This is a genomic window from Serratia sp. JKS296 (assembly GCF_900215445.1).
Lineage (GTDB): Bacteria > Pseudomonadota > Gammaproteobacteria > Enterobacterales > Enterobacteriaceae > Serratia > Serratia marcescens.
Window position 1 is genome coordinate 1,490,230 of record NZ_OCMX01000001.1, and the last position, 17,333, is coordinate 1,507,562.

The following is a 17,333-nucleotide window of genomic DNA, read 5'->3' on the forward strand; positions in this document are numbered from 1 at the left end:
CCATGACAATAACTCCTCAACAACTGATCGCACTGCTGCCGCTGTTGATCGTCGGATTGACGGTGGTGGTTGTGATGCTAGGCATTGCGTGGCGACGCGACCACTTTATCAACGCCACCCTGACCGTGATCGGTCTCAACCTGGCGCTGCTTTCGCTGTACTTTGTCGGCCAGGCAGGCCCAATGGACGTCACCCCGCTGCTGCGGGTTGACGGCTACTCGATGTTCTACACCGGGCTGGTGCTGCTGGCGAGTCTGGCGACCTGCACCTTCGCCTATCCGTGGCTGGTCGGCTATCCGGATAACCGCGAAGAGTTCTACCTGCTGGTGCTGATCGCCGCCATGGGCGGCATCCTGCTGGCGAGCGCCAACCATCTGGCTTCGCTGTTCATCGGCATTGAGCTTATCTCGCTGCCGCTGTTCGGCCTGGTGGGCTACGCCTATCGCCAGAAGCGCCCGCTGGAAGCCGCCATCAAGTACATGCTGCTGTCCGCCGCCGCGTCGTCGTTCTTGCTGTTCGGCATGGCGCTGCTGTACGCCGAATCCGGCGATCTGTCGCTGGCCGGCCTCGGCAAGAGCCTGCAGGAAAACATGATGCACCAGCCGCTGATCCTGGCCGGCATGGGCATGATGATCGTCGGTCTGGGCTTCAAGCTGTCGCTGGTGCCGTTCCAACTGTGGACGCCGGACGTGTATCAGGGCGCGCCTGCGCCGGTTTCGACCTTCCTGGCGACCGCCAGCAAGATCGCGATCTTCGCGGTCGTGATGCGTCTGTTCCTGTATGCCCCGGCCGCCGACAACGAAGCGCTGCGCCTGGTGCTGTCGATCATCGCGTTCTGTTCTATCTTGTTCGGCAACCTGATGGCCATCAGCCAGACCAACATCAAGCGTCTGCTGGGTTACTCGTCGATCGCTCACCTGGGCTACCTGCTGGTGGCGCTGATTGCGGTGCAAACCCATCAGCTGTCGCTGGAAACCGCCGGCGTTTATCTGGCCGGTTACCTGTTCAGCAGCCTGGGCGCCTTCGGCGTGGTCAGCCTGATGTCCAGCCCATACCGCGGTCCGGATGCGGATTCGCTGTTCTCTTACCGCGGCCTGTTCTGGCATAAGCCAATCTTGTCCGCGGTGATGACGGTGATGATGCTGTCGCTGGCCGGTATTCCGATGACGCTGGGCTTTATCGGTAAGTTCTTCGTGATCGCGATGGGCGTCAGCGCACACCTGTGGTGGCTGACCGGCGCAGTCGTGGTAGGCAGCGCCATCGGCCTGTACTACTACCTGCGCGTGACCGTCAGCCTGTTCCTCAGCGCGCCGGAATCGCTGCAGCGCGACACCCCGAACAACTGGGCGTTGACCGCCGGTGGCGTCGTGGTGCTGATCTCCGCCGCGCTGGTGCTGCTGTTGGGTGTTTATCCGCAGCCGCTGATTTCGCTGGTGCAGATGGCGCAGCCGACGTTCTGATAACGCTTCAGACAGTAAAAAGGTCGCTTCGGCGGCCTTTTTTTATGGGTGAAACGGCACTCAGCCGTAATGGGCGCTAAACGACGTTTCCAGCGCCTGCACCACCGCCCGCACGCGGGCGGCGCGTTGCAAATCGGGGTGCAGCACCAGCCAGATATCCACCCAGTCTTTGTTCTCCGGGAACAGGCGCACCAGCTCCGGGTCTTTGTCCGCCAAAAAAGCGGAGAGCAGGCCGATGCCCAGCCCGCTGCGAGTGGCGGAACGCAGCAGCAGCTGCGAATTGCATTGCAGCACGACGTTGGGCTCGTGCAGAGCCTCGCCGCAGAAATTGTTCCAGTGGCGCGGCACCAGCTCGCGCGGGAACATCAGCAGATCGTGGCCGCGCAACTGCTCGCCTTTGACCGGCATGCCGCGCCGCGCCAAATAGTGCTGAGTGGCATACAGGCCCATTTCGATGGTGGCTAACCGTTTGATGATCAGCTCATCGTCATCGGGACGGGCGCCGCGGATCGCCAGATCTGCGCCGTGGTAAGAAATATCGGCGATGTTGACCGCCGTCAGCAGCGTGACGGTGATGGCCGGATAGCGTTCCCGCAGATCTTGCAGCGCCGGCATCACGAAGGCTTCGGCCAAGGTATCGGTAGTGGCGATGCGCACGTTGCCGCACAGGCTTTCGTCACCGCTGGCGGCTTTACGGTTGATCGCCTGCACCGCATTTTCCATCTTCATCACGTCCGCCAGCATTTCTTCCCCCAGCGGGCTGAGGGCGAAGGATTTCGGCGTGCGGATAAACAGCTTGGAGCCGAGCGCGTCTTCGAAAGCGGAGAGCCGTCGGCCGACGGTCGCCTGATCGACATGCAGCTGGCTGGCGGCTTTGCGTAGCGTGCCGCAGCGCGCAACGGCGAGAAAAAATCGGGCGTCGTCCCAGTTCATTGCGCACCTCCTCTGTACAGACTGGCGGGAGGGGGAAGGAAGCGGTGTGATGCGGTGTTTATTCTGGTGTGGGGACCGAAAAAAATGCTTCGTATCATCATTATTTATAATGTTTCAGGATATGTATAAATGCATCACCGTGAAGCGGTTTTGCACCTTTATTTTTGTCTGGTAATGCTTATTCTTATCGGCGCTTATGCTGCGACCCGACGCATATTTTACACCAAGGCTACCCTAATGCATAAGCAATACGAATAAGAGCCGGTTCCCGTTATTTCTGGGCGACCGCCAAGTGGGATCGACTCTGAATCAAGTTAGCTCACGATGATATGACTGGATATAAAAAAATGGAGTCTCACGCAGAGATGCTGTGCCCCCCCGTTGCGCTGGCGACGGAGGACGGAGTCAGAGTTACCGTGGCGCCAGGCGCCGAGAAGATGGAACGCAACAACGCCGATATCATTATTCAAGGCCTTGCAGCGCGCGGCATTCAACATATCTTTTTGGTCCCCGGCAAACTGGTTTACCCGTTAATCACTTCTATTGACCGTTCCGAGATTGTCGGCATCGTCGGTGCCCATGAAACCGCATGCGGATTTATGGCCGATGGCTATGCCCGCGCCAGCCGAAAGTTTGGCGTCTGCTTGGGCATTTCAGGCCCCGGCACCATGAATTTCCTGCCGGCGATGGCCGCCGCGCAAGCCGATAAGATCCCCGTGCTGTACCTGGCCGGCAGCATCGCCACCTATCACGAGGCGCAGGGCGCTTTTCAGGACGGCAGCAACAGCGGCATCGATGAGCTGACCATCGTCAAACCGTTGCTTTGCGCCGCGATAGAAACGAAAAACAACCTGACCTTGCAGCATGAGCTGCGCCGCAGCCTCTCCAGTCTGAACCCACAGCGGAAAGGGCGCGCCTATCTGAGCGTGCCGGTCGACATGCAGAAGAAAACCGCGTTCGGCGATCGTCGCGACCAGCCTGAGCGAGTGCCACAGCACCGTGAAGCGGCCGTGGATGTGCAAGCGGTGGAACAGCTGCTGCATGATTATCTGCTGCGCGGCCTCAACGTCGCCTGCCTGGTGGGCAACCGGATGAACAATCCGCAGGATGCCGCGCTGTTGTTGCGGGTAGCGGAAAAATACCGCTTGCCTGTCGCCACGACGTTGTCCGGCAAGGGCGCGTTTCCCGAAGGGCACGCCCTGGCATTAGGGGTCTACGGTTTTGCCGGGCATGCCCGCGCGGTAGAAACCCTCAACGGTGAAGGCGTCGACGTGCTGCTGGTGCTGGGCTGCGATCTCAGCCAGCGCGACAGTCTGAACTGGAACCCGAGACTGCACGGCAATAAAACGCTGGTGGCGATCGACGAAGACTTCGACAAAGTGAGCTCGCATTACCAGCCGGATCTGCAGATATTTTCCAGCCTGAGCGGTACGTTGCACTGTTTGTTGGCCGCGGTTGGCGATGAGGACGCGCGGCTTGGCGACGCGGCTCACTTGCGTGACGCCTGGTTGGAAGGGGTTCGCGCACTGCCGCTGGAACAGCCGCAGCCGACGTTGCAGGCGCGCATCGCCCAGGGCGAAAGCCGGCTGTATCCCGGCGATGCGATTAAACACATTCGCAGCCGCATGAATCCGGATACCAACGTCGTGGTCGATTCGGGCGCACACCGCATCTTCATGGCGCATCACTGGCTGGCGGCCGGGCGGGGAGATTATCACACCTCCAGCTCCCTGGCGCCGATGGGGTGGGCCATTTGCGCGGGCATCGGCATCAAGCTGGCGGCACCGCAGCGGGATTGCGTCGTGGTGACAGGCGACGGTTGCATGCTGATGCACGGCATCGAAATTCAGACCGCCGCGCGTTATGGCGTGAAGGTGGTGTTCGTGGTGATGAACAACAACGCGCACGGCGCCATGCACATCGACACGCTGCAAAATCGCGGCATTTCCGCTGACTATACCGCTTTGCCCAGCCATGACTGGAAAGCGTTTGCCAACAGCCTGGGGGTCGCCTCCGCGAAGGCGGAGACGCTGGAGGATCTGGACGAAGCCCTCGACGCCGCGGCGAAACATCCGGGGCCGTACCTCATCGAAGTGATGGTGGGCAACTTTGCGGCGCCTAACCGCTATTACGCCGAGAGCATCGCGGAATACGAGCAGCGCATCAAAGGACTGTAGCACAACGCTGTTTTTTCAACTCGCCAGGTTCACCGCGCGCGGCGCCTGGCATTTTTACTCGCGGCAGTCATGGAGCGATCAGATGGTTAAGTGGAGCATTTTGGCATTGTTGGCAGTATTTCAGGGGCCGGTTCAGGCTGCCGAGGGGCATGGCGAAGGCATCGTCAAAACGACGTTGCTCAAGACCGACAGCGCGTGGGAGGGCTCGGCATATCGTCAGTATCCCGCTGGCGCACCGCAGATCACCATGCTGAAGGTGACGGTAGAGCCGAACAAGGTACTGGCCTGGCATACGCATCCTTGCATCAGCGCAGTGTACATGAGCGGCGGCAGCGTTTCGCTCACCGTCAGGACAACCGGTGAACGCCGCACGTTCCGGCAGGGGGATTCGTTTACCGATACCGTGGATATCGTGCACCAAGGCGTTTCCGGCGAGCAAGGCGCCGAAATGCTGGTGTTCTTCGCTTGCGCGGACGATAAACCGTTGACGGTGAAAGCCGCCGGATAGTGTTGATACGGCCCAGACCAAAGGCCGTTAATAAGAGAAGATCATGGTAGCTTTGTGGATGGTCGTCGCCAGCGGGTTCTTTGCGCTGATGGGTGCTTGCATCAAGTTGGCGTCGACGACGGTCGGATTTTTCGACATCATTTTTTATCGTTCTCTCATCAATGTGCTGATCGTCGCGGCGCTGATCAAGATCCAGCGCCTCGGTTTTCGCACCCGTCATCTCGGATTGCATATGAAGCGGGCGGCGATAGGCAATGCGGCGATGTACTGCGGTTTTTATTCGCTGATACATCTGCCGATCGCCACCGCCACCACGTTGGGTTATACCAATCCCCTCTTTCAGTCGGCGATCGCGTTTATCACGACCCGAGGGCAACTGACCGGTCGGCTGTTGTTTTCCGTGCTGTTGGGCTTTGCCGGCATTTTGGTATTGCTGCGCCCCGACGCCCCCAACGGGGAGTACGTTGCCACGCTGGTCGGGCTGGCGGCCGGTCTGTTGACCGCGCTGGCTTACTTTAACGTCGGCAAGCTGGTGCGGCACGGAGAGCCGGAACTGCGCGTGGTGTTCTATTTCTCGCTGGTGGGAACGCTGGTTGGCGGCCTGATGACTGCGTTACTGGGCTTTTCCTTGCTGGACGGCGCAATGCTGCTGTGCGTCTGCGCCATCGGCGTCTTCGGCAGCCTGGGGCAGATCGCCATGACTCGCGCCTACGGGGGCGGCAATGCGGTGATTGTCAGCATTCTCTCTTACAGCACCATTATTTTCTCTACGCTGCTTGGCTATCTGATATTTGGCGAACAGCAGTCTTATATCGCCGCCGCCGGTATGGCGCTGATCGTGTTGTCCGGCGCGTTGGCGGTGCGCAAGCGTGCTTCGGCCAAGTCCGAGCAGGCGGCGGTGGCATAACGTGATAAGGAACGAAACAATGAACATGCGTCCGGTTGGCGGCATGGCGATGGCGGTCTTGTTTGGCATGGTGGCGACGTTGGTGATGGATGGGGTGAACAGTGTCGCCTCCAGCGTCGGTCTCATCGGCAAGCTCAACCTGGCCTTCATCGGCAAACTGATGAATCAATGGCTGCAGGGGCAATTTTGGTTTTTGCGGCCTGGCGACATTCCCGATGTGCCAGAGGCTCTGATGATGGGCTACGGCGCGCACTATTTTGCCGGCATTAGCCTGGCGATCCCGTTCTATCGCCTGATCTGCCCGCGCATTAAGTCCGGGGGCGGCCTGTTCGTCGGGGCGCTGACGTATGGCCTGGCCTGCTCGCTGATCTCGCTGTGCTTCATTTATCCCTCGGTGGGGTTGGGGCTTTGGGGAATGGCCGGTAAAAATCCGGCTTTGCTGATCGCCAGCCTGGCCAACCATGCAGTGTATGGCGTGGCATTGGGCGGTTGCGCCATCGCCTGGCGGCGTCGCATGCTGCAGAAATGCATGCCTGACGCTGCGATGCTGCATTAATGAATCACGATGATGCATTCTTGGCTATTTTGGGCGTGATAGCCCAACGCTATGATAAGCGCGCTTCCTGAAGCCGCGTGGCCTACGGGAAGGCGCATTTATTTAGGGCGAATGCCTGATCGATTCGGGAGTTGAACATGTCAGAAAGTATCGCCGTTGAAGAAACGGCTAAAGCGAAGGCGGGTACATCGCATTTCGCTATCTTGCTGTTTCTGGCGTTGGCATTGATGTCAGCGCTGTTGAACAGCAGCGCGCCGACGCCGCTTTATCCGCTTTATCAACATGAGCTGGCGTTGAGCTCGGTCAGCCTGACGATCATCTACGGCGCTTATGCCGCCGGCGTGCTGATTTCGCTATTCGGCGTAGGCAATATGGCGGGGAAAGTAAAAGACCTGCGCAGCATGATCGTGCCGGCGCTGTTGGTGGTGTTGCTTGGCGCGCTGCTGTTTTCGGTGGCGTCATCGTTCTTCATGATGTTTATGGCACGGCTGCTGGCCGGCGTCGGCACCGGCGCCCTGACCGGTGCGGCGAATATCGCGTTGGTGCGTTTCGGGCCGCAGGACGGCGGAAAAAATGCGGCGTTGATCGCGACGCTGTCCTTTACCACCGGATTGGCCCTGGGCCCGATCTTTAGCGGCGTCGCCCTGCAAACCGGTTTTCATACCACGTCATTGCCGTTCATCATCATCATGGCCATCGCCGCCGTCGCCGCACTGGGCGTGATGCTGCGTTGGCCGCGAGAGGCGGTGGCGGCGCAGGCCGATAGCGCAGCGGCGGATAACGCGCCGGTGGCGAAGAGCTCTCTGGCGGATGGCCTGCGCGCGACCGGCGGCAAATTCTTCCTGTGCGCCGGGGCATTGTTCATTTGTTGGGCGGTTGCCGCCAGCATTCTGGCGATAGGGCCGAGCGTCGCCGAAAAGCTGTTGGATATGCAGAGCCGTGGCGTCTTTGGCTATGTGGTCGCCGTCTATCTGGTGATTGCCGGCATCAGCCAGATTTTGAGTCGTCGCATCAACGCCCGCCATTCGCTGTTGTTCGGTTGCCTGGCTCAGGCTTTGTCGGTCGGGGTGTTCGCCGTGGCGATTCAGATCCATTCGCTGGCGCTGGCCGCCGCAGGCATGGTGATCGCCGGTTACGCCTATGGCGCGATCTTCGTCGGCAGCGCCACGCTGGTGAATCTGATTTCACCGAAAGCCAGCCATGCGCGTTTGATCTCCCTGTTCTACGTGATCGCTTATATTGCTAACTGGGTGCCGATCCTGTTGGGCGTTGTGATCGACCACGCCGATTTGCATTTGGCGACCCACTTGTTATTCCTGAGCAGCGCCGTGATTTGTTTGACGTTGAGCGTCATGGTAACGCGTGCGGGCTTCCCACGCTGAAACCGGCGTTCGGGAGGGAGGCGACAGGCGTCGCATGTAGGCATTTCATTTGAGATCGTGATTTCCCTGGTGTTGTGTTATTCCAGCGTGCTCGTCACGCTGGCTTTTTTTGTGATACACATTGATTTTTTGATATTTACATTTCCTTATTTGCATTTTTTTCGTGATTTTAGTCACGAAAAAATCACTCGCTTCGGTTAAACTGCGCGCTTTATTTTTGCCGCGGGTCACTTTATGAACGTTCTTTTCGCCATTGCCGTTACTACCGGGATCCTCTCCGGCGTTTGGGGCTGGGTTGCCGTCAGCCTGGGGCTGATCGGTTGGGCCGGTTTTCTGGGCTGCACGGCGTATTTCGCCTGCCCGCAGGGCGGGCTGAAAGGGCTGTTGATTAGCGCGTTGACCTGCTGCAGCGGCGTCTTCTGGGCAATGGCGATCATCCGCGGCAGCGAACTGGCCCCGCAGTGGAATCTGCTGGGGTATCTGCTGACCGGCGTCGTGGCGTTCCTGATGTGCATTCAGGCCAAACAGCAGTGGTTGGGGTTCGTGCCCGGCACCTTTATCGGTGCCTGCGCGACCTTCGCCGGCGGCGGCGATTGGCCGCTGGTGACGCTTTCCCTGCTGGTGGGGCTGCTATTCGGCTATGCGATGAAAAACAGCGGTCTGTGGTGGGCGGCGCGCAGCGAAAAAGCCCGCGCTACGCCGCCGGTTGGCCCGAATGTCGGCTCAAACGGTGCCGCCGAGTGAGAGACGGCAGTTCACCACCAGCGTTTGGTCACCCGGCGTTTGGGTTACGCCGGCCCATTGTGTGATGTCCTGTCGCGTAACGCGGAGGTGTTTCATTCGGTGGCCTTCACGGGCGGCGCGGCAAGGGGGATAGCGGTATTTTAATCCATCGATTTGGCGATAACAATGAATGCACTTCTATTGGAAATAGCCATTTTTCAATCGGATAGATGATCTTTCCCCTCTTGCTGCCTGCGTGAGATCACGTTAAAGGTAACAGGGTTTCGTAACATGATTTTCAGTGATTTCCATCACGTTTTTACCGGTAACAATCGGCTGAGATAGAGGCCTGTCCGATTGGAGGCCTGATGGCCGGGAATCACCATGAACAATCTGTTTTCACTGGATAACAAGACCGTCTTGATCACCGGCGCCTCGCGCGGCATCGGTTTTCTGCTGGCACGCGGCCTGGCGCAACAAGGCGCGCATATTCTGATCAACGCCACCACCGAAGAACATGCCCGGCACGCCGCCGATCGTTTGCGCGAAGAGGGGCTGCGCGCCGAGGCGGCGGCGTTCGACGTCACCGACTCTCAGGCGGTGCATGCCGCCATCGACCGTATCGAAGCGGACATCGGCGCGATAGACGTTTTGATCAACAACGCCGGCATCCAGCGCCGCCACCCGTTCACCGAGTTTCCGGAGCAAGACTGGGACGACATCATCGCCGTCAACCAGAAGGCGGTCTTCATCGTGTCACAGACCGTGGCGCGTTACATGGTGCCGCGCCGGCGCGGCAAGATAGTCAACATCGGCTCGATGCAAAGTGAGCTGGGCCGCGACACCATCACCCCTTATGCGGCGTCCAAAGGGGCGGTGAAAATGCTCACGCGCGGCATGTGCGTGGAGCTGGCGCGCTACAATATTCAGGTCAACGGCATCGCCCCCGGCTACTTCAAAACCGAGATGACGCAGGCGCTGGCCGACGATCCGGCCTTCACCGCCTGGCTGACCCAACGCACGCCCGCCGCGCGCTGGGGCGATCCGCAGGAGCTGATCGGTGCGGCGGTGTTCCTGGCCGCCGACGCCTCCGCCTTCGTCAACGGGCAACTGCTGTTTGTCGATGGCGGCATGTCGGCGGCGGTGTAACCTTTTTCCGTGGAGTCTGGAGATGAAAATTCAAACCCAGTCCTGCGTGGTCAACGGCAAGCGAGACGTGGCGGTGATCGCGCAAGAAGTGGATTATCGGGGGCAGGGAACGCTGGTGAAAATCAGCCGCGGCGGCATCTGCGGCTCGGATCTGCATTACTTCCAGGAAGGCAAGGTCGGCAATTTTCAGGTGCGTCAGCCGATGGTGCTGGGCCATGAGGTGATCGGTGAGGTGGTCGCCAGCGATTCGCCGCAGCTGCCGGTCGGGCAGAAGGTGGCGCTCAATCCCAGCAAACCCTGCGGGCAGTGTAAATACTGTCTGGCGCAGCAAAGCAATCAATGCGTCGAGATGCGCTTTTTCGGCAGCGCGATGTATTTTCCGCACGTCGACGGCGCTTTTACCCAATACAAAGTGGTGGATAGCGCGCAGTGCATTCCTTACGCCGCCGATCGCGACGACAGGGTGATGGTGTTCGCCGAACCGCTGGCGGTGGCTGTCCACGCGGCGAAGCAGCCCGGCGATGTGACGGGGAAAAAGATTTTCGTGTCCGGCGTTGGCCCGATCGGCTGTCTGCTGGTGGCAGCGCTGAAAGCGCTGGGCGCCGCCGAGATTGTCTGCGCCGATCTCAGTCCGCGCTGCCTGACGATCGCGAGGCAAATGGGGGCAAATCGGTGCCTGCATGCTGCGGACGACGATTTTAGCGACTATCAGCAGGACAAGGGCTATTTCGACGTCGCCTTCGAAGTGGCGGGACATCCGCTGTCGCTGCAGCGTTGCCTGGAGCTCACCCGCGCCAAAGGCACTGTGGTGCAGGTGGGCATGGGCGGCAGCTTCCCCGATTTTCCGCTGATGTTGTTGATTGCCAAGGAACTGAATCTGCTTGGATCGTTCCGCTTCGTGGCGGAGTTCGCGTTGGCGGTGGCCTGGCTGGCCGACGGCGTGATCGATCCGCTGCCGTTGCTGTCGGCGGAATTCGCCAGCGGGCAGTTGGCGCAGGCGCTGACGTTTGCCGGCGATAAACGCCAGGCCGCCAAGGTGCAATTGGTGTTTTAGGGTAAAAGTCCGATGGCCGCAGGCGGTGATCCTTGTCTATAGTGTAGGAACGCTTAATTTTTCAACCACGGAGATCTCACGATGGCAAGACATACGGATGCTGAGCAAACTACGCTGGATGACGATCTGAGAATGCTGACCGAGACGCTGGAAGAAGTACTGCAATACACCGGCGATCGCGCGGATCAGGCCTATATCGACATCAAGTCGCACGCCGAGCAGGCGCTGAGTGAGGTCAAGGCGCGCTGGGCGAACACGGGCGAATCCTACTATGCGCGCGCCAAAGAAGCGGTGCACCGCACCGACGACTACGTGCGGGACAAACCCTGGCACGGCGTGGGCATCGGCGCCACCGTCGGGCTGGTGCTGGGGCTGCTGCTGGCCCGCAAATAAATCATGTCATCGGGGCGGCGCAGGCCGCCTCGTGCTTTTCTGCAGACTGTGTCGTTCATCCCGCCGTTTCCCCGATCGCTTGCCCTTATCCCGCCTATACTTCCCGCTAGCCGCCGTTGGAGCGCCTCTATTTCCCTTGTTTTTGTATGGACGGATTGAGCCGGCGTCGCCGCAAGTGTAAAGTATTTGTGTTTTAATTGTTTATTTTTTGTTCTAAATCAAATAATTATCTGGTGTAAACACTCAGGGATATACGGCGTTTTTGCGCTGGCGCAAAAGCCGTGAAAATAACACCTCATATAATACAGAGCGTAACTACAGGCGCGGCGTCCGTCGGCTGCGCCGGAGACGATCTCTGCTAACTGACTTGTGAGCGAACTATGTCGACAAGTGTTTTTAATCGCCGGTGGGCGGCTGTGCTGCTCGAGGCGCTGGCCCGCCATGGGGTGAGGCATGTTTGTATCGCTCCGGGATCGCGCTCCACGCCGCTGACGCTGGCCGCTGCGGCCAACCGATCGTTTATCTGCCATACCCATTTTGATGAGCGCGGGCTCGGCCATTTGGCGCTCGGTCTGGCGAAGGCGGCGCATGAGCCGGTGGCGGTGATCGTCACGTCCGGCACCGCGGCGGCGAACCTTTATCCCGCGTTGATCGAAGCCGGCCTGACCGGTGAACGGCTGGTGTTTCTCACCGCCGATCGGCCGCCGGAACTGATCGACTGCGGCGCCAATCAGGCGATCCGTCAAAACGGTCTCTACAGCAGTCACCCGACGTTGGCGATCGATCTGCCGCGTCCGACGCCGGATATTCCGGCCGCGTGGCTGGCCTCCAGCGTCGACAGCGCGATGGCGCGCCTGCAGCATGGCGCTTTGCATATCAACTGCCCGTTCGCCGAACCGCTGTACGGCGGCGATGAGCGTCAGTATGCCGATTGGTCCGCCGCGCTGGGCGACTGGTGGCAGGGCGATCGTCCGTGGCTGCAGGAAAGCGAGACGCGTGCGGCGCCGTCGCCGCAGCCGGACTGGTTCTTCTGGCGGCAAAAACGCGGCGTGGTGCTGGCCGGCCGCATGAGCGCGGAAGAGGGCGCGCGGCTGGCCGACTGGGCCGAGACGCTGGGCTGGCCGCTGATCGGCGATGTGCTGTCGCAGACCGGGCAACCGCTGCCCTGCGCCGATTTATGGCTCGCGCATCCGCAGGCGCAGCGCCTGTTGCAAGACGCGCAGCTGGTGGTGCAGTTCGGCGGCAGCTTGACCGGCAAACGCCTGCTGCAGTGGCAGACGCAGTGCCGGCCGGAAGAGTATTGGGTTATCGACGAGCTGCCGGGGCGGCTCGATCCGGCCCAGCACCGGGGGCGGCGCTTGCGCGCCGGGGTGGCGCAGTGGTTGGCGCAGCATCCGGCGCAACCGCGCGCGCCGTGGGCCGCCGGGCTGGCGGCCTTGGCGGATAAGGCGCTGACGGCGGCGTCCACGCATCTGCACGATAACTTTGGCGAAGCGCAGCTGGCGCACCGCCTGCCGGAGCTGCTGCCGGAGAACGGCCAGCTGTTTCTCGGCAACAGCCTGGTGGTGCGACTGATCGACGCGTTAACGACGCTGCCTGCCGCTTACCCGGTATTCAGCAACCGCGGCGCCAGTGGCATCGACGGTCTGATTTCCACCGCCGCCGGCGTACAGCGCGCCACCGCGAGGCCGACGTTGGCGGTGGTGGGCGACCTTTCCGCGTTGTATGACCTCAATGCGCTGGCGTTGTTGCGCCACGGTTCGGCGCCGACGGTGCTGATCGTCGTCAATAACAACGGCGGCCAAATTTTCTCGCTGTTGCCGACGCCGGACGAGGAGCGCCAACGCTTTTACTGCATGCCGCAGAACGTCGAGTTCAGCCACGCGGCGGCGATGTTCCAGCTTGACTACGCGCGGCCGGAAAACTGGAGCCAGCTGCAACAGGCGGTTGAGCAAGGCTGGCGGCGCGGCGGCGCTACGCTGATAGAACTGCAGGTGCCACCGAGCGCAGGGGCCGAAAGCCTGCAATACCTGGTGCAACAGATGGCGGTGCAATGATGCTGGCGACGCGAATTTTGCAACAGGGCGAAGCGGGCCGCCCGTGGCTGGTGTGGCTGCATGGCCTGCTCGGCAACAACAACGAATGGCGGGTGATCGCCGCGCGCTGCCCGGAATGGCCGTCGCTGGCCATCGATCTGCCCGGCCACGGCGATTCCGTGGCGGTGACCTGCCGCGGCTTCGACGACATCAGCGCGCAAATCGCCGCTACGCTGCAGCTGCGCAATATTGAACGTTATTGGCTGGTGGGCTATTCGCTCGGCGGGCGCATCGCCATGTATCACGCTTGCCTCGGCCGCCATGCCGGCCTGCAAGGCGTGATCGTCGAGGGCGGCAATCCGGGGCTGGAGGACGAACAACAGCGCCGCCATCGCTGCGAGCAGGATGCACTGTGGGCGGCGCGTTTTCGCAGTGAACCGATCGCCGAGGTGCTGGCGGACTGGTATCAGCAGCCGGTGTTCAAAGAGCTTAGCCATGTGCACCGTCAGGCGTTGATCGCCGCGCGTTCGGTCAACAGCGGCCCGGCGATTGCCGACATGCTCGAAGCCACGTCGCTCGGGCGGCAGCCCTATCTGACGCCGCAGCTGCGCCAACTGACCGTGCCGCTGCGGGTGCTGTGCGGTGAGAACGACCCCAAATTTCAACGGCTGGCGCGCGACGCCGGGTTGCCGTTGCGCATCGTGCCGCAGGCCGGCCACAACGCGCATCTGGCCAATCCGCAGGATTTCGTCGCCGAGCTGCAGACCTTTCTCGTTAACCCTGGTTAAAGGAACCGAACATGCTTTATCCGAATGAAGAACACCTGTATGCCGCCATCGCCTGGCAGGATTGCACCGGCGATTTCGAAGACATTCTGTATCACAAGTCCGCCGACGGCATCGCTAAAATCACCATCAACCGGCCGCAGGTGCGCAACGCGTTTCGTCCGCAAACGGTCAAAGAGATGATCGACGCGCTGGCCAACGCCCGTTACGACGACGGCATCGGCGTCATTATTCTGACCGGCGCCGGCGATAGGGCCTTCTGCTCCGGCGGCGACCAGAAAGTGCGCGGCGACTACGGCGGCTATCGCGACGACAGCGGCGTACATCATCTCAACGTGCTGGACTTTCAGCGCCAGATCCGCACCTGCCCGAAACCGGTGGTGGCGATGGTGGCCGGCTATTCGATCGGCGGCGGCCACGTGCTGCACATGATGTGCGATCTGACCATCGCGGCGGATAACGCCATCTTCGGCCAGACCGGCCCGAAAGTGGGCTCGTTTGACGGCGGCTGGGGGGCGTCTTACATGGCGCGCATCGTCGGCCAGAAGAAGGCGCGCGAAATCTGGTTCCTGTGCCGTCAGTACGACGCCGCCGCCGCGCTGGACATGGGCCTGGTCAATACCGTGGTGCCGCTGGCCGATCTGGAAAAAGAGACGGTGCGCTGGTGCCGCGAAATGCTGCAGAACAGCCCGATGGCGCTGCGCTGCCTGAAGGCGGCGCTGAATGCCGACTGCGACGGCCAGGCCGGTTTGCAGGAGCTGGCGGGCAACGCCACCATGTTGTTCTACATGACCGACGAAGGGCAGGAAGGGCGCAACGCGTTCAACGAGAAGCGCCAACCGGACTTCAGCAAATTCAAGCGTAACCCGTAATGAGCGGAGCAAACCGCAGCGCGGCGCTATACCGTTACAGCCTGCCGATGGAGGCGGGCGTGGTGCTGCGCAATCAGCGGTTGAAAACGCGTGACGGATGGGTGGTGCAACTGTGCCAGGGCGAGCGTGAGGGGTGGGGCGAGATCGCGCCGCTGCCGGAATTCAGTCGGGAAACGTTGGCGCAGGCCGAACAGGCCGCGTTGGGCTGGCTGCAGGCCTGGTTGGCGGGCAACGAACCGGATGACAGCGCGCTGCCCTCGGTGGCCTTTGGGCTCAGCTGTGCACAGGCCGAGCTGGAGCAGCGCTTGCCGATGCAGGCGGATTTCCGCAAGGCGCCGCTGTGTACCGGCGATCCGGACGAGCTGTTCGAGACATTGAGCGCTTTGCCGGGCGAGAAAGTCGCCAAGGTGAAAGTAGGGCTGTATGAGGCGGTGCGCGACGGCATGATCGTCAACGTGCTGCTGGAGGCGCTGCCGGATCTGCGGCTGCGGCTGGATGCCAACCGCAGTTGGACCCGCGCCAAAGCCGACGGCTTCGCCAAATACGTCAACCCGGCGTGGCGCGATCGCATCGCCTTTTTGGAAGAGCCCTGCAAGACCCGTGATGAATCGCGCGATTTCGCCCGGGCGACCGGCATCGCCATCGCCTGGGATGAGAGCGTGCGCGAGGCGGACTTTGTGGTGCAGGCCGAGCCGGGCGTGGCGGCCATCGTGATCAAGCCGACGTTGGTCGGCAGTCTGACGCGCTGCCAGGCGCTGGTGGCGCAGGCGCACGCGGCGGGGCTGACGGCGGTGATCAGTTCCAGCATCGAGTCCAGCCTGGGGTTGACCCAGCTGGCGCGCATCGCCTATTGGCTGACGCCGGACACCGTGCCGGGCCTGGACACGCTGGGGTTGATGCAGGCGCAGGTGCTGCGCCCGTGGCCGGGCAGCGCGTTGCCGCTGCTGGATGTCTCGGCGCTGGAGTGTCTATGGCGCGGTTAAGCGATTGGCCGTGGCGGCACTGGGCGCGCCTTCAGCCGCAGGCGACGGCGCTGTTGCTCGGCGAACGGCCGCTGAGCTGGCTGGCGTTGCAAAGCCAGGTGGATGAACTGGCGGCGGACTTTCAGCACCAGGGCGTAGAACCGGGCTGCGGCGTGGCGCTGTGCGGCAAAAACAGCTATCCGTTGCTGTTGGCCTATCTGGCGCTGCTGCAATGCGGCGCGCGCCTGTTGCCGCTCAATCCCGCCTTGCCGACGCCGCTGTTGGCGCAGCTGTTGCCGGAATTGGATATAGCCTTCGCTTTCGGCCCGGACTCGTTGCCGGCGTTGCCGGAAGAGGTGATTCGGTTGACGCCGCCCTCGACCGAGCCGCGTTGGCCAGACCTGCCGACGTGGGATGCGCAGCGTCTGGCGACGCTGACGCTGACCTCGGGTTCCAGCGGCATGCCGAAAGCGGCGGCGCACAGCTACGCCAATCATCTGGCCAGCGCCGCCGGGGTGTTGCGGTTGATGGATTTTCAACGTGAGGATTGCTGGCTGTTGTCACTGCCGATGTTTCACGTCTCCGGCCAGGGCATCGTCTGGCGCTGGTTGGCGGCGGGCGCCCGATTGGCGGTGCGCGAGATGCACCCGCTGGCGGAGGCATTGGCGGGATGCACGCATGCTTCGCTGGTGCCGACGCAGCTCTGGCGGCTGCTGGCGCAACCCCTGACGGGCATGATGTTGAAAGCGGTGCTGCTCGGCGGCGCGATGATCCCGGTGGAGCTGACCGAACGGGCGGAGGCGGCGGGGATCCGCTGCTGGTGCGGCTACGGGCTGACCGAACTGGCCTCCACGGTGTGCGCCAAGCGCGCCGATGCGCGGCCGGGCGTCGGCCTGCCGCTCGGCGGCCGCGAAGTAAAACTGGTGGGCGAAGAGGTCTGGATCCGCGCCGACAGCCTGGCGCTCGGCTACTGGCGTCATGGCCATCTGCAGCCGTTGGCCGATGAACAGGGCTGGTTCGCGACCCGCGATCGCGGCGTGATGGCTGAGGGAGAACTGCGCATTCTCGGCCGGCTGGACAACCTGTTTTTCAGCGGCGGCGAAGGGGTGCAGCCCGAGGATATCGAACGCGTGCTGGCGGCGCACCCGCAGATCACGCAGGCGTTTGTGGTGCCGATGGCGGACGCCGAGTTCGGCCAGCGGCCGGTGGCGGTGATCGACGGCGATCCGTCGCTGTCGCTGGCGACGCTGCTCGCCTGGTCGCAGGACCAGCTGGCCAATTTCCAACGCCCGGCGGCGTTGCTCCCGTTGCCTGACGAGCTGAAAAACGGCGGCATCAAGATTTCGCGCCGCCAGTTGCAGCAGTGGGTGGCGGAGAGCCTGCGTCCGGCATAAAAAAAGCCGCCCGAAAGGGCGGCTGAGTAGATGGCAACAGAG

The 17,333-nt window shown here is 61.8% G+C and carries 16 protein-coding genes; 15 read left to right on the forward strand and 1 reads right to left on the reverse strand.

The window, feature by feature from the left end:
* Positions 1-2: 2 nt before the first annotated feature.
* Positions 3-1,460, forward strand: coding sequence for an NADH-quinone oxidoreductase subunit NuoN (gene nuoN / locus CRO23_RS07070; RefSeq protein WP_025303659.1), 1,458 nt, complete (start codon positions 3-5; stop codon positions 1,458-1,460).
* 60 nt (positions 1,461-1,520) lie between these two features.
* Here the strand turns inward: nuoN and CRO23_RS07075 are convergent, their stop codons facing one another.
* On the reverse strand, positions 1,521-2,393 hold the full coding sequence (locus CRO23_RS07075; protein WP_004935995.1) for a LysR family transcriptional regulator: 873 nt from the start codon (positions 2,391-2,393) through the stop codon (positions 1,521-1,523).
* A 347-nt stretch (positions 2,394-2,740) separates the two neighbouring features.
* Here CRO23_RS07075 and CRO23_RS07080 point away from each other — a divergent pair, with 347 nt between their 5' ends.
* The 14 genes from CRO23_RS07080 (at position 2,741) to menE (ending at position 17,291) form a co-directional block, all read left to right on the forward strand.
* Entirely contained in the window at positions 2,741-4,570 is a 1,830-nt protein-coding gene (locus CRO23_RS07080; protein ID WP_028127746.1) for a thiamine pyrophosphate-binding protein, read from the forward strand.
* Between the two features lie 82 nt (positions 4,571-4,652).
* Positions 4,653-5,078 (forward strand): cupin domain-containing protein, encoded by a 426-nt coding sequence (locus CRO23_RS07085; protein ID WP_016926910.1) that lies wholly within the window; start codon positions 4,653-4,655, stop codon positions 5,076-5,078.
* Positions 5,079-5,121: 43 nt separating this feature from the next.
* Complete coding sequence (locus tag CRO23_RS07090; protein ID WP_079450291.1) at positions 5,122-5,985, forward strand: DMT family transporter; 864 nt, start codon at positions 5,122-5,124, stop codon at positions 5,983-5,985.
* 19 nt (positions 5,986-6,004) lie between these two features.
* Positions 6,005-6,541, forward strand: coding sequence for a DUF2938 family protein (locus tag CRO23_RS07095; RefSeq protein ID WP_079450290.1), 537 nt, complete (start codon positions 6,005-6,007; stop codon positions 6,539-6,541).
* 137 nt (positions 6,542-6,678) lie between these two features.
* A complete protein-coding gene (locus CRO23_RS07100) occupies positions 6,679-7,923 on the forward strand; it encodes an MFS transporter (RefSeq protein ID WP_016926913.1) in 1,245 nt (414 codons plus the stop codon).
* 234 nt (positions 7,924-8,157) lie between these two features.
* Positions 8,158-8,667: a DUF1097 domain-containing protein gene (locus CRO23_RS07105; protein WP_016926914.1), complete on the forward strand. Its 510-nt coding sequence runs from the start codon at positions 8,158-8,160 to the stop codon at positions 8,665-8,667.
* A gap of 363 nt (positions 8,668-9,030) precedes the next feature.
* On the forward strand, positions 9,031-9,795 hold the full coding sequence (gene idnO / locus CRO23_RS07110; RefSeq protein ID WP_016926915.1) for a gluconate 5-dehydrogenase: 765 nt from the start codon (positions 9,031-9,033) through the stop codon (positions 9,793-9,795).
* 22 nt (positions 9,796-9,817) lie between these two features.
* Entirely contained in the window at positions 9,818-10,849 is a 1,032-nt protein-coding gene (gene idnD / locus CRO23_RS07115; RefSeq protein ID WP_097101617.1) for an L-idonate 5-dehydrogenase, read from the forward strand.
* Between the two features lie 81 nt (positions 10,850-10,930).
* Positions 10,931-11,242, forward strand: a complete 312-nt coding sequence (gene elaB, locus CRO23_RS07120; protein ID WP_028127745.1) for a stress response protein ElaB — start codon at positions 10,931-10,933, stop codon at positions 11,240-11,242.
* A gap of 380 nt (positions 11,243-11,622) precedes the next feature.
* The gene (gene menD, locus CRO23_RS07125; protein WP_049300060.1) at positions 11,623-13,299 is read left to right on the forward strand and encodes a 2-succinyl-5-enolpyruvyl-6-hydroxy-3-cyclohexene-1-carboxylic-acid synthase; all 1,677 of its coding nucleotides are present in this window, start codon (positions 11,623-11,625) and stop codon (positions 13,297-13,299) included.
* The gene (gene menH / locus CRO23_RS07130; protein WP_097101619.1) at positions 13,296-14,066 is read left to right on the forward strand and encodes a 2-succinyl-6-hydroxy-2,4-cyclohexadiene-1-carboxylate synthase; all 771 of its coding nucleotides are present in this window, start codon (positions 13,296-13,298) and stop codon (positions 14,064-14,066) included. The genes menD and menH overlap by 4 nt, the downstream gene beginning before the upstream one ends.
* An 11-nt stretch (positions 14,067-14,077) precedes the next feature.
* Positions 14,078-14,935, forward strand: a complete 858-nt coding sequence (gene menB, locus CRO23_RS07135) for a 1,4-dihydroxy-2-naphthoyl-CoA synthase (RefSeq protein ID WP_016926920.1) — start codon at positions 14,078-14,080, stop codon at positions 14,933-14,935.
* Entirely contained in the window at positions 14,935-15,918 is a 984-nt protein-coding gene (menC, locus tag CRO23_RS07140) for an o-succinylbenzoate synthase (protein ID WP_097101621.1), read from the forward strand. The genes menB and menC overlap by 1 nt, the downstream gene beginning before the upstream one ends.
* Positions 15,906-17,291: an o-succinylbenzoate--CoA ligase gene (gene menE, locus CRO23_RS07145; protein ID WP_097101623.1), complete on the forward strand. Its 1,386-nt coding sequence runs from the start codon at positions 15,906-15,908 to the stop codon at positions 17,289-17,291. The genes menC and menE overlap by 13 nt, the downstream gene beginning before the upstream one ends.
* The last annotated feature ends 42 nt before the right edge of the window (positions 17,292-17,333 follow it).